Below are 13,221 nucleotides of genomic sequence, written 5' to 3' on the forward strand. Positions count from 1 at the left end.
TAATTACTCCATTAAATTGAGTTGCCTCAATCGATTATGATAATTTCTTTTTAATACTACTAAAAAGCATTGCAAGAACAGTTGCCCCCAGTAGGAAATAAATAGTATACAAAAACATATCAGTTATCTTCAGCCAGAACGGAACATTATCAGTTCCACTATAGCCTGGGATATTCATTTGTTCACCACTACCCATAGACCAAGCAACGATCATTACAACAGCTAACAAAATAACACCAAGCAATGACTTCAAAGCCTTTACCGGATTATCTTTTAATGCTGTACCAAACTGCAGAATAAATCCACCTACCATTGCAATAACAGCCAAAGCAAACAAACCATACATTAAATACAGCATGCTATCTGTCTGTGCAGGCTGCCACATCTCTGGGTCAACACCCATCAGTACTGCATCGCCCTGAGCGTCTCCCCCGAAGTAGAATAAGCCCAATACTACTAAAATAGCGGCGAATAAAACATACAGTACGTAATATGATACTCTATATGATAATTTAGCCATTTCTCTTATTTTTTGTATTTCAAGTTATATTTGATAACCATGTCCAACAGAGTGATAGAAGAATCTTCCATTTCGCTGGTCAAAGCCTCAATCTTAGACAGGATATAGTTGTAGAATACCTGCAGAATCAAGGCAACGATCAAACCGAAGATAGTTGTAATCAAGGCAACTTTCATACCACCTGCTACAACCGTCGGAGAGATATCACCTACTTGTTGGATCTTATCAAATGCCTGCACCATACCAATTACAGTACCCAAGAATCCTAAAGACGGAGCCATTGCGATGAACAGTGTGATCCAAGAGCAACCTTTTTCCAAGTAACCAGCTTGTACACCACCATAAGATACTACTGACTTCTCAACTACGTCAAGACCTTGATCAATTCTCAATAAGCCTTGGTAATAAATAGAAGCGATAGGACCTCTTGTATTACGTGCGATGTCTTTAGCAGCTTCTACGTCGCCTTTTTCCAAAGCAGCTTCAATAGCAGCCAAGAATTTCTTTGTGTTGATTTCAGCCAAGCTCAGATAAATGATACGTTCGATGCAGAATGCAAGACCGATAACCAAAGCAATAGCAACCAAACTCATGAAAGATGCAGTACCTTCAATAAATTTAGTCTTGATTTCCTTGTGAATACCACCTTCTTCTGCCTCTACAGTAGCATCACCAGCAGGAGCTGCTTGAGCTGCAGGAGCAGCTTGTTCTGTTTGTTCAGCTGCAGGAGCATCTTGAGCCTGAGCAAGTTGAGTTGAGCCAAATGTTAAGACTCCCATCACAGCAACAATTGCAAATAACTTTTTCATTGTGTGTCTAATTTTTAAGATTAATTAATTAAATTGTTTATTATATTCATTTATTGTTTTTGTTTCCTTCTTTCATCCTGCGGAGAGACGGGGATTCGAACCCCGGATACCCTTTAGAGGTATACACGCTTTCCAGGCGTGCCTCTTCAACCACTCGAGCATCTCTCCAATAGACGCTTCTTTCTAAAACGGCTGCAAATTACAAAAAAAATGCGAACCACAAGCGTTTTCAGCTACAAATGTATTCTTTTTTTCGTTCTTGCCCTCCATTCTCCCTGTTTTATCTTTAATAAAATCTCAAAATTAATAAACTTTAAAATCTTCGCGATGTTATTTGAGCATTCCAAACACTTTTAAAGCGTTTTCAGAAGTTACGTTTCCAACGGCATCAGGAGACAGCCGGTAAATCTCGGAAACCTTCATCAAAGTATCTTTCACATTAGCACTCTCATTTCTTTTACCACGATTCGGCACCGGAGTCAGGTAAGGAGAATCGGTTTCGAGGACAATCCTCTCTAAAGGTATTTCTAACAAAACTTCCGGAAGATGGGATTTTTTAAAAGTGACCACACCATTTATTCCAATGAAGAAATCAGAAAACTCAAGGATCTTCGAAGCCTCTTCGACACCACCTGTAAAACTATGGAATATTCCTTTTAAAGGACTTTTCTTGTAAGGTTCCAGCACCTTATATATATAATCAAAAGCATCTCGGCAATGGATTACCACAGGAAGTTCATATTCTAATGCCCAGTTAATCTGCCTATCTAATACAGCTTGTTGCTCTTTCAGGAAGGTTTTATCCCAGTAAAGGTCCATACCAATCTCTCCAATCGCAACATACTCTTTGGAAGATTCCAATTCATACGCTACAAATTCCAGTTCTTTTTCATAATCGGCATTCACCGAAGTTGGGTGTAAGCCAATCATAGGGAAACAGTAACCTTTATAAGTGTTACAAACCGAAAGCATTGTACCGGCAGTCGTACTGTCTATATTAGGCATAAAGATGTGAGTAACTCCTACAGCACGTGCACGTTCAATAACCTGTGGTAAATCTTCTGAAAATTCCTCTAAAAAAAGATGGGAATGTGTATCAATTAATCTCATTCGTTCGCTTCTTCTTTTCGTTTTTCGCCGGTACGGTAATAGTAAATCAATCCGTAATCACGACACAAATTCAAACGTTTCTCATTAGGAGAAACCTCTTCAAATTTCTTTTCTACCTGATTCCAAATATCTAATATCAGTTCATCTGCGGTAGTTCGCATAGCAGAGAGAGCATCTAAGCTACGTGCGGTTAAAGTTTGCAGATTCTTCTGCCTGTCATAGCTATCTGTAAAGATATCATAATGTACCCTGACTTTCGCAATTGTAGGATTATAAATAGGAATACCGCCCTGTGAAGTTCGCTTAGCCTCTCCATCTATAATTTTTCTCCCCCACTCCACCAATGCAGTCTCTGTCGATAAATCCGGCACATTCGTACTATCGGCCGGCAAGCCATAATATGCTTTATGCGCTGCACGCAGCTCCAAACGAATCACTGCCAGATTCAAAACCTGAATAAAATGAGAAACATACAGACGCGCCATCTTCACATTAGCCTGATGCTTGCGCCCTGCTTGAGACTGACGCTCAAAGCACTGCGAATAATAAGACTGGGCAGCTTCAAATTTTGTCAAAAAATTCCGGGCCTCAGTCAATGTCTTCAAAGAAACTGCCAAATCGTAAAGATTATAGGTATCAGCTTTTGCAACCACTGCTTTCAGTGCCCGTATTCTCGCTTGGTCTGTATTTGGTAATCTTCTATAAGGCATACTTTCAAAAAGTACAATTACACTTCTCTGTGCATGAGATTTTCTATAATCTTTCTAAGTTCTTCTTTCTTTTCCTCTGCAATGCTGACAGTTGCAAGACTTTCCATTGCACGATTACTATACTCCGACATTTTATTCTCGCAAATCTCTTTCACGCCAATCCGGTCATAGAGTTCTGTAACAGCCGCAATCTTCTCAACCGACAAGAAAGTCTCTGCATTTATCCAATGATTCAATTGATTGCGCTGCTCCGCATTGGCATGTTCCAATGCCTTAATCAGCATATACGTTTTTTTATTGCAAAGAATGTCCCCGCCAATATTTTTCCCAAACACCTTGGGGTTACCATAAACATCCAAAAAATCATCTTTCAACTGGAAAGCGACCCCTATGTTCATGCCAAAATCATACAAATGCTCGGCATCTTCCACTGAAGCACCGCCCAAGCGAGCACCTATCTTCAGACTTGCGGCCAATAAAACCGCAGTTTTAAGGCGAATCATTTCCAGGTATTCTTCTGCCGCAACATCGTTCCTTTGTTCAAACTCCATATCCATCTGCTGTCCTTCGCATATTTCAAGGGCTGTCAGACTGAAAAGTTCCATAACTTCTTTCAGAAAAGCTGAAGGACATTCTGCCATAAATTGATAAGCAAGAACCAACATTGCATCTCCCGAAAGAATAGCAGTATTATCATTCCAAACTTTGTGAACAGTTTCTTTTCCTCTGCGACGATCAGCCCGATCCATCAAGTCATCATGCAGAAGAGTGTAATTGTGATAGACTTCAATACCGGTGGCTGGAGCATAAACATGGGTCACGTCTTCCTGATATAGATTATATGCCATCAACATTAATACCGGGCGAATCCGCTTTCCGCCCATAGACAAAACATATTCTATCGGAGCATACAATCCTTTTGGAGTACGCGTAAACTGTAAACCAGCAATATGAGAATTAAAATTTTCGAGTAGCTCGGAAGCTGTAAACATAGTGATAGTAAATTAAGGGAAATAGAGGTAATAAAAAGAGGCTGCTTTTCCGGCAGCCTCTTTTCTATATCGATAACGTATTACTGCAATCTAAACATTACAGGCACCGTATATTTAACGCGTACCGGTTTACCGCGCTGCATACCAGGTTTCCATTTCGGCATGGTACCAATCACACGAAGTGCTTCTTTATCCAAATACGGGTCAACACCTCTTATGACTTTAGCATCTACAATACTACCGTCCTTGTTAACAACGAACTGTACTGTTACACGACCTTGAGTACCATTTTCCTGTGCAATAGTCGGATATTTGATGTTCTTGCTCAAAAATTGCATCAAACCAGCCATACCACCATTCGGAAATTCAGGCATTTGTTCTACAACCTCAAAAATGGTTTGTTCTTCCGGTTCTTCTTCAACAACAGTTACAGGCACGTATTTTACCTCTACTGCCTGACCTGTTTCTTCAGAAGAAGCGATAACAGTTTCTTCCACATCAGCATCATCAGCTACGATTTCTAATGTTTCGTTAATCGGAGCTACTTCTGGAGGAGGAGGAGCGACCTTTTCTTCCTGTTCAGTAATAGGAACCATTTCTTCTTCAAAATAGAGATCAGTAAGGGCCTGGCTCGTATCAATTTTGATATCACGCTTTGTCCATTCAAATGCTATAAACATAAAGGCAAGCACAATAACATAACCAATAAGCATCCAAGTCGATTTTTTGTTCTCCAAATCTGCTTTAGGTGTTTTCTTAATTTCCATAATTATAATATTATTTTAACGTGTTTCTCATTTTGGGCAAATATAGTACTTTTTCTGCAAAACGTTCATTCGTACTATCTTTTTTAAGACAATATGCACCCATTTTTGTTTTTTTTATCCTTCACAAAGCACACCTGTGCTTTTGTGCCACAAATGTAACGAGATATTTTAAAAATACCGTATCTTTGGCAATAATTTTAAATGAAATGTTGAAAAAGTCTTTTATAACGGCGTTACTACTCCTGATTTTCTCCGTTTTACATGCACAAGACGGAACCAGCGCCTTCCAATTTCTGAAGCTTCCCTTTTCTGCCCATGCATCGGCACTGGGTGGAGAAAACATTTCTATTATAGAAGACGATTTGACCATGGCTGTACAAAATCCGGCCCTCCTTTCGTGTGTAGCGGATAAGACTCTCAATCTTAATTATATGCTTTATATGGACGGGGTAAACGTTGCCGGAGCCGCATTTGCACGAACTGCAGGCGAACGTTCCACATGGGCAGTAACCGCCCAATATGCAGATTATGGAGAATTAAAAGAAACCACCGAAGAAAATATTGAAATCGGCACTTTCTCTGCCAAAGATATCTCCATATCGGGTATTTACACCTATGATTTAAGTGATTATTGGAGCGGTGGTGTACGAACCAACTTCATCTATTCCCATTATGACAAATATTCTTCGTTTGCCATCGGTGTTGATCTGGGACTGAATTATTATCATCAGGAATCTGATTTTTCTGCCTCACTCGTTGCGCGCAATCTGGGAGGACAACTCAAGACTTTTGAAGAACGGCATGAAAAGTTGCCTATTGATGTACTGCTCGGTTTCAGCAAACGACTGGCACATGCCCCATTCCGGCTTTCGCTGACCTTGCATGATTTGACGCATTGGAGTGCCTCAACCACGGCAGCAAACAATTTCGGAAAGAAATTGTTAAATCACATAGCCCTCGGAATCGATTTTCTTCCGACCGATAACTTTTATCTAGCAGCCGGATACAATTTCCGCCGTGGAGAAGAAATGAAGATAAACGGCTCCAACCATTGGGCTGGTTTCACCTGCGGTGCAGGAATACAATTGAAACGGCTGAAGCTCGGAATAGCATACGCCAAATATCATGTGAGTTCATCCTCACTCATCTTTAATCTGTCATATACCTTATAATATATAATAGTATAACTCAAAATGAAAAAGATAACTATCGCAATCGACGGCTTTTCTTCTTGTGGGAAGAGCACTATGGCAAAAGACCTTGCCCGTGAAATAGGCTACATCTACATCGACAGTGGTGCCATGTATCGCGCAGTCACTCTATATAGTATAGAAAACGGCATTTTTCAGGGGAACGAGATTGATACGGAAAGGCTTCGGAAAGAAATCGACGATATACACATCTCATTCCAACTGAACCCGGAAACCGGACGCCCGGACACTTATTTAAATGGAGTAAATGTAGAAGATAAAATTCGCGGTATAGTTGTTTCTTCGCGCGTTAGTCCTATTGCAGCTTTAGGATTCGTGCGCAAAGCGATGGTAACCCAACAACAGGATATGGGCAACTCCAAAGGTATCGTCATGGACGGACGTGATATCGGAACCACCGTATTTCCTGATGCCGAACTGAAAATCTTCGTGACTGCCACACCTGAAATCCGAGCACAACGCCGTTACGATGAACTGAAAGCCAAAGGACAAGAAGCCAGTTTCGATGAAATTCTGGAAAACGTGAAGCAACGGGATTACATTGACCAGAACCGGGAAGTAAGTCCGCTCCGCAAAGCGGATGACGCCTTACTGTTAGACAATACTGACATGACAATTCCTCAACAAAAGGAATGGTTGCAAGAGCAATTCAATAGAATCGTTAAGGGATAAAATAAAAAGGGTGTAGCCCTAAACTATAAAGGGTGTAGCCATCCGGGGCAAAGGGTGTAGCCTTGAGTAGTAAAGGGTGTAGCCCTTTGGGAAGATAGCTTACTATCTGTATTTCATGTTATTAGATTATGGTAAAAGTAGAAATAGACGAAGGTTCCGGCTTCTGCTTCGGCGTAGTCACCGCGATAAATAAAGCTGAAGAAGAGTTAACGAAAGGCGGTACACTGTATTGCTTGGGAGACATTGTACACAACAGCCGCGAAGTGGAGCGTCTGAAAGAGATGGGACTCATCACTATCAATCACGACGATTTCAATCATCTGCACAACGCCAAAGTGTTGCTGCGTGCCCACGGTGAACCACCCGAAACGTATGAAATCGCCCGCCGCAACAATATCGAAATCATTGATGCTACTTGCCCGGTAGTGCTCCGGTTACAAAAGAAAATAAAGCAAGAGCATGTTCAGAAAGACGATTCAGATAAGCAAATCGTTATCTATGGGAAAACCGGTCATGCAGAAGTCCTCGGACTGGTGGGACAAACCACTGGGAAAGCAATTGTTATTGAAAAGCTGGAAGAAGCCCAAAAGCTGGATTTAAGCAAAAGTATCCGTTTATATTCGCAAACCACGAAGTCGCTGGACGAATTCCAAAAGATAGTGGAGTACATTAAGGAACACATTTCACCTGAAGTCACGTTTGAATATTACGATACCATCTGCCGCCAAGTGGCCAACCGCATACCGAATATACGGAAATTCGCAGCATCACACGACTTGGTATTCTTCGTAAGCGGAAAGAAAAGTTCCAACGGGAAAATGTTGTTCAGCGAATGTCAGAAAGTCAATCCTAATTCCCATCTGATAGATAGTGCTGAAGAAATAGACAGTTCTCTGCTCACCGGAGCTTCTTCTATCGGAGTATGCGGAGCAACTTCTACCCCGAAATGGCTGATGGAAGAGATTTCAAAGGCTATTCAATCACGCCTTACGGAACAATAAGTCACTGTTTTGAAACAACAAATTAACATTAAATATGAATAGCGCCCTTAGCTTTTTGCTATCTTTGCGGCGATTATTAACATCAAACTAAAAGATTGTTATGGGAACAGTTAAGTGCATAGGTATTTTGACATCCGGTGGTGATGCACCGGGAATGAACGCCGCTATTCGTGCGGTAACACGCTCTGCTATTTACAACGGATTACAAGTAAAAGGTATATATAGAGGTTACAGAGGTCTGGTAACCGGCGAAATCAAAGAATTCAAGAGCCAGAACGTAAGTAATATTATACAATTAGGTGGTACAATCCTGAAAACAGCCCGCTGCCAAGAATTTACAACACCCGAAGGACGCCAGATAGCATATGATAACATGAAAAAAGAAGGCATTGACGCTTTGGTTATCATCGGTGGTGACGGCTCATTGACAGGTGCCCGTGTCTTCGCACAGGAGTTCGACGTACCTTGTATCGGATTGCCAGGTACTATTGACAACGACTTGTACGGAACAGATACGACTATCGGTTATGATACAGCTTTGAATACGATTCTGGATGCAGTAGATAAAATCCGCGATACTGCAACTTCTCACGAGCGTTTGTTTTTCGTGGAAGTGATGGGGCGTGATGCCGGTTTCCTTGCTTTGAACGGTGCCATTGCATCAGGTGCAGAGGCAGCCATTATCCCGGAATTTAGTACAGAAGTCGACCAACTGGAAGAATTTATCAAGAATGGTTTTCGCAAATCCAAAAATAGTAGCATCGTGCTCGTAGCCGAAAGTGAACTGACAGGCGGAGCCATGCATTTTGCGGAACGCGTGAAGAACGAATATCCTCAATATGATGTACGTGTCACTATCCTTGGACACTTGCAACGCGGTGGAAGTCCTACGGCTCACGACCGTATCCTTGCCAGCCGACTTGGTGCAGCAGCTATCGATGCAATCATGGAAGGACAGCGAAATGTAATGATTGGTATCGAGCATGATGAGGTGGTATATGTCCCCTTCACAAAAGCTATCAAGAATGATAAGCCGATTAAGAAAGAACTGGTGAATGTCCTGAGAGAATTATCTATTTAATTCAGGGATATTTCAAATGATAAAGAAGGCGCAGTTAAAATAACATCTGCGCCTTTCTTTGTTTATAACCATTTGGCAACAATTTCTTCCGTTTTATTCCACAGTTCTTCCATCTGTATATGATGAGTATACTTTTCAGAAAGTGTCTTAGGATGACAACTTACATTCAGTGTTCCGGAACGTTGTCCCGCTTCCGCATCCAGCAATAAATTAATTGCCGTTGCCGCACCCTGCCGGGGAGTGCGGATGAATGGACGAAAAAATATATCTGTCAGCGGATCAAACCACATATGCATCGTAATAATCTTCGTAGAAACAATACCCGGATCGGCAGCATTGACAGCGATTCCTTTCTCTTTTACCTTCTCTGCCAAAGCTATTGTAAAAAGAGTCAGTGCTAATTTTGTATTGCTATAAATCGGAATACGCCAGAAAACACCTTTTTTTCCACGCAGGAAAAAATCCGGAAAGTCCAGTTTGCCGATGGCATACGTACAAGATACCATATTCACAATGCGGCTTCCCTCTCCCATCAATGGCAGCAACTTACGGGTCAAAAGATAAGGACCTACATAATTGACACTAACAGTGCGTTCCAGCCCATCTCCGGTGATACGTCGGGAGGTTTCCATGGTTCCGGCATTATTCATCAACAAGGTGATTGTTTCTCCACGCCGAAGTAGTTCATTCGCAAAGGAAGCCACAGAAGATAAGGAAGACAAATCAATTGATAGTATCTCGAGTGCCGTATTTCCGGTTTCCTGTATTAATAATTGGCGCTTAATTTCCGCAATTTGCGGATCACGACATGCCATGATTATTTTATATCCGGCAAAGGCAACGGCACGTGTTATCTCCATTCCCATGCCACCATCCGCCCCGGTTATGATTGCAAGTCCTTGTTTCATTCAGATTCTATTTTCGCTATTTCCTGTTTCAGACAGGTCGGAAGTTCTTCACCTAAGTGTTGATGACATGCCATCTCAATGGAATACATCCGGGCTATGCAGTAATTACTATGCTTACAATTACAACGTGCCTTCTCCTCTTCGCGCATACGGTTGACAAAGCCTGGTTCATTGAGCAATGCACGCGCCATCTGCACGGCTTCAAAACCATCATCCAGCACTTCATCTATCTTTTCACGAGATACCAAACCACCTACATATACCAATGGTATTTTAATTTCTTTCCGGAATTTCAACGCATCTTCCAGAAAGTAGGCCTCTTTGAAAGGAACAGTCGGTATCATCCATTTTCCCACCATCCGCACACCATACTTCAACCACCAACAATTCATATAATGAGTCATGGAGCGGATAGGCATCTGCCCCCGCATCACATACATAGGAGCCTTACTAACAAAACCTCCGCTCAGCACCAATGCATGAGCTCCCGATTGTTCCAGACGCTTTGCCACCTGCATCGTTTCATCTATCTCCATACCGCCACGAAAACCGTCGCGCATGTTCATCTTCACCAATACAGCCATATCAGTTCCGGCGGCTTTCATCACTTCTTCCATCACCATGTCCATAAAACGCATCCGGTTTTCCAGCGAACCACCAAAGCAATCCTTACGGTGATTGGTATAAGGAGAAAGAAACTGAGAAATCAGATATCCGTGTCCGGCATGTATTTCAACTGCATCAAAACCAGCTTCACGAGCCAGATTCACAGCACAGGCATACGCACGTGCCATCTCCGGCAATTCCTCTTTCTTCAAGCCACGAACGAAAGTAGGTGAATAAAGATTGAAACCAGTGGAAGCTCCGACAGGAGTAACACCACAGATACTTTTATGCGACATATTGCCACAATGTCCCAATTGGATAGCTGCTGCAGCACCTTCGGCATGTACAGCATCAGTCAGTTCCTTTAATCCGGGGATAATTTCAGGCCGCATCCATAATTGCCGGTCAAAGGATAATCCACTTTGAGTGACAGCTGCATAGGCCACAGTAGTCATACCAATACCCCCAGCCGCAACTAAGCGGTGATAGTCAAGCAACATTTGCGAAGGAGCATTACCCGGACACATACTTTCAAATGCTGCTGAACGGATAGTACGGTTCCGTAAAGTCAGCGGACCAAAAGTTACAGGAGTAAACAACTTGCTCATGAGTTATAATTTATGATTTATATATAGAGAATCAATAGAGAAAGGGAAATACACGTTTCCGGTTTCCTACTTCATCACCAAATTCTTCTTTGTAACGATGCCAGATAGCATTGGCACGTGGCACCAGATTAGCCACTGTCCACCATAAAAAGACAAGTCCGGAAAGCGACCACGTCAGTATTGCCCACCCGGCCCATTCCACAATCTCACCGAAGTAATTGGCAGAGGTGACATAGCGGTACATACCTTTTGAAGGCAGATAATGCCGTGTATCTCCTGGTTTGCGCAAATGGCGAATGATGTAATCAGAATACCAGTTAATAGCCATACCGGTGAAAAACAATAATACCCCGACAATAAACTGGGGAGTCATCAGCCAAGCAGGTGTATAGAGAGTAGCGGGTGCCAGGTAAAAGAGCCATTCGCCCTGCATAAAACCATTCAACAGGTTAAATATCATTCCCATCAGCATAATGGCAATCGGCATCCCGCTCTTTCCTTTTAACAGTAAAGGGAAAATGAATGCACGCTGAAAATAGTGTAATTGGAATAAAAGGAAGAAAATCAACGGGACAAGCGAATAATAACACTCAGAGTTCCACCAAAGTATCACCATTACAATGAATACCGGTGCTTCCATTAGTATCCAAGCCAGTTTGTTGTTAATAGAAAAGCCCCATGATGCAGTGCGGAACATTCCATACCCCGCTTTGATGAAGTAAAGTGCGATAAAAACAAATAGTGCAATGATGCTCATCGCACCAAGAAATATCCGGAAAGTATCTTGCTCCATACTGTTTTCGATTTAAGTACGGCAAAGATATAGAAAAAGGGGGAAAAAGAAAACTTTCTCCCCCTAAATAGTTTACAAGAACTTATCGTTTCTTTATAGGCACATAAGGTGTTTCTTCGAGTACATTCTTGTAGGCCGGACGGATGATGCGCTTACCTTCGAAGTTCAATTCTTCGTTACGGTGGGCACACCAACCTACGATACGGGCCATAGCAAACAACGGCGTAAAGATTTCCTGCGGCAATCCAATCATCTCATAAACAAAGCCAGAATAGAAATCAACATTGCTCGATACCGTCTTTCCGTTATTCTTCACGCGACCAAATACTTCGATGGCACGCTCTTCCAGCAGTTCCAGAAAAGCAAATTCACGTTCTTTTCCTTTCTCTTTGGCAAGGTCGCGGGCCAATTCCTTCAATAAGATGGCACGCGGGTCGGAAATCGTATAGACCGCATGACCAATACCATAAATCAACCCAGTCTTGTTATAAACCTCCTTATTCAGCATACGGGTGAAGTACGTATCAATCTCATCCACATTCGTCCAGTCCTGGATATTCTCCTGCAAATGATGGAACATATCGGCTACCTGTATATTTGCACCACCGTGAAGCGGACCTTTCAACGAACCGATACCGGCAGCAATAGCCGAATATGTATCCGTTCCGGTAGAGGAAGTGACACGAACAGTGAAAGTAGAATTATTACCACCACCATGTTCAGCCTGGAGCACCAGTAAGAGGTCAAGGGTACGAGCATCCAGTTGCGTATAATCACGTTTCAGCATATGAAGGAAATTCTCGGCAATCGAAAGATTCTCTTGCGGATGGCGGATATGCAAGGAACGGCCGAAAGTGGCATGACGAAGCATATTGTATGCGTAGGCAATGATAGTGGGGAATTTGGAGATGAGGTCTATACTCTGACGCATGAGATTGTCACGGGAAGTGTCATCGGCTTCCGGGTCGAAACGATACATTTCAAGTACGCTACGTGCCAGAATATTCATTATGTTATTTCCTTCCAGTTCGATGATATTCATCTTGGTTTTCTGTTCCAACGGCATATTATCGTTAATAAGTTCACGGAAAGAAGCCAACTCTTCCTTATCGGGCAGATTACCGGACAGCAGCAGATAAGCCACTTCCTCGAATCCAAAACGTTTCTCTTTCACAAAAGCGTGGACAATATCTTCCACATCATATCCCCGGTAGAACAATTTACCCGGAATAGGCTTCAAGCCACCACCCGGAATACGTTCGTACCCCACTACATTACCAATTCTGGTAAGCCCAACCAACACACCCGTGCCATCTTCATTGCGCAAACCGCGTTTCACATCAAACTTGGAGAACAATTCAGTATCAATCCGAACCGCTTCCTTCATATTCTCGGAGAGCTTATAAACTATGTATTCCTTCTTCATTTTCGTA

The 13,221-nt window shown here is 42.3% G+C and carries 14 protein-coding genes and 1 tRNA gene; 4 read left to right on the top strand and 11 right to left on the bottom strand.

Features of this window, described 5'->3' with window-relative positions:
- Nucleotides 1-34: 34 nt before the first annotated feature.
- The 7 genes from QZ135_RS00640 to QZ135_RS00670 all read right to left on the bottom strand — a co-directional run bounded on the left by QZ135_RS00640 (nt 35) and on the right by QZ135_RS00670 (nt 4,908).
- A complete protein-coding gene (locus tag QZ135_RS00640; RefSeq protein ID WP_118463983.1) occupies nt 35-520 on the bottom strand; it encodes a hypothetical protein in 486 nt (161 codons plus the stop codon).
- A 5-nt stretch (nt 521-525) separates the two neighbouring features.
- Entirely contained in the window at nt 526-1,329 is an 804-nt protein-coding gene (locus QZ135_RS00645; protein ID WP_007659875.1) for a MotA/TolQ/ExbB proton channel family protein, read from the bottom strand.
- 80 nt (nt 1,330-1,409) lie between these two features.
- Nucleotides 1,410-1,497 (bottom strand) — tRNA-Ser (locus QZ135_RS00650).
- Between the two features lie 162 nt (nt 1,498-1,659).
- Nucleotides 1,660-2,439: a TatD family hydrolase gene (locus tag QZ135_RS00655; RefSeq protein WP_294604882.1), complete on the bottom strand. Its 780-nt coding sequence runs from the start codon at nt 2,437-2,439 to the stop codon at nt 1,660-1,662.
- Nucleotides 2,436-3,149 carry a hypothetical protein gene (locus QZ135_RS00660; RefSeq protein WP_294604885.1) on the bottom strand — a complete coding sequence of 238 codons (714 nt, stop codon included), beginning with the start codon at nt 3,147-3,149 and terminating at the stop codon, nt 2,436-2,438. Before QZ135_RS00660 ends, QZ135_RS00655 begins: the two co-directional genes overlap by 4 nt.
- A 17-nt stretch (nt 3,150-3,166) precedes the next feature.
- Nucleotides 3,167-4,141, bottom strand: coding sequence for a polyprenyl synthetase family protein (locus tag QZ135_RS00665; RefSeq protein ID WP_294604887.1), 975 nt, complete (start codon nt 4,139-4,141; stop codon nt 3,167-3,169).
- Nucleotides 4,142-4,221: 80 nt separating this feature from the next.
- Nucleotides 4,222-4,908, bottom strand: coding sequence for an energy transducer TonB (locus QZ135_RS00670; protein WP_007659882.1), 687 nt, complete (start codon nt 4,906-4,908; stop codon nt 4,222-4,224).
- A gap of 206 nt (nt 4,909-5,114) precedes the next feature.
- Here QZ135_RS00670 and porQ point away from each other — a divergent pair, with 206 nt between their 5' ends.
- The 4 genes from porQ (at nt 5,115) to pfkA (ending at nt 8,873) form a co-directional block, all read left to right on the top strand.
- The gene (gene porQ, locus QZ135_RS00675) at nt 5,115-6,080 is read left to right on the top strand and encodes a type IX secretion system protein PorQ (protein WP_294604891.1); all 966 of its coding nucleotides are present in this window, start codon (nt 5,115-5,117) and stop codon (nt 6,078-6,080) included.
- Between the two features lie 21 nt (nt 6,081-6,101).
- Nucleotides 6,102-6,791, top strand: coding sequence for a (d)CMP kinase (gene cmk, locus QZ135_RS00680; RefSeq protein WP_294604894.1), 690 nt, complete (start codon nt 6,102-6,104; stop codon nt 6,789-6,791).
- Nucleotides 6,792-6,919: 128 nt separating this feature from the next.
- A complete protein-coding gene (locus QZ135_RS00685) occupies nt 6,920-7,792 on the top strand; it encodes a 4-hydroxy-3-methylbut-2-enyl diphosphate reductase (RefSeq protein ID WP_294604896.1) in 873 nt (290 codons plus the stop codon).
- A gap of 100 nt (nt 7,793-7,892) precedes the next feature.
- Nucleotides 7,893-8,873, top strand: coding sequence for a 6-phosphofructokinase (gene pfkA / locus QZ135_RS00690; RefSeq protein ID WP_294604900.1), 981 nt, complete (start codon nt 7,893-7,895; stop codon nt 8,871-8,873).
- Between the two features lie 62 nt (nt 8,874-8,935).
- On the opposite strand, the gene QZ135_RS00695 is transcribed toward pfkA, so the two are convergent.
- The 4 genes from QZ135_RS00695 to QZ135_RS00710 all read right to left on the bottom strand — a co-directional run bounded on the left by QZ135_RS00695 (nt 8,936) and on the right by QZ135_RS00710 (nt 13,214).
- On the bottom strand, nt 8,936-9,781 hold the full coding sequence (locus QZ135_RS00695; protein ID WP_294604903.1) for an SDR family NAD(P)-dependent oxidoreductase: 846 nt from the start codon (nt 9,779-9,781) through the stop codon (nt 8,936-8,938).
- Nucleotides 9,778-10,995 carry an NADH:flavin oxidoreductase gene (locus QZ135_RS00700; RefSeq protein ID WP_294604905.1) on the bottom strand — a complete coding sequence of 406 codons (1,218 nt, stop codon included), beginning with the start codon at nt 10,993-10,995 and terminating at the stop codon, nt 9,778-9,780. Before QZ135_RS00700 ends, QZ135_RS00695 begins: the two co-directional genes overlap by 4 nt.
- A 31-nt stretch (nt 10,996-11,026) precedes the next feature.
- Complete coding sequence (locus QZ135_RS00705; RefSeq protein ID WP_294604908.1) at nt 11,027-11,788, bottom strand: DUF1295 domain-containing protein; 762 nt, start codon at nt 11,786-11,788, stop codon at nt 11,027-11,029.
- An 82-nt stretch (nt 11,789-11,870) separates the two neighbouring features.
- Complete coding sequence (locus QZ135_RS00710; protein ID WP_294604911.1) at nt 11,871-13,214, bottom strand: citrate/2-methylcitrate synthase; 1,344 nt, start codon at nt 13,212-13,214, stop codon at nt 11,871-11,873.
- Nucleotides 13,215-13,221: the final 7 nt, after the last annotated feature.

Source organism: uncultured Bacteroides sp. (assembly GCF_905207245.1).
In the GTDB taxonomy this organism is placed as follows: Bacteria; Bacteroidota; Bacteroidia; order Bacteroidales; family Bacteroidaceae; genus Bacteroides.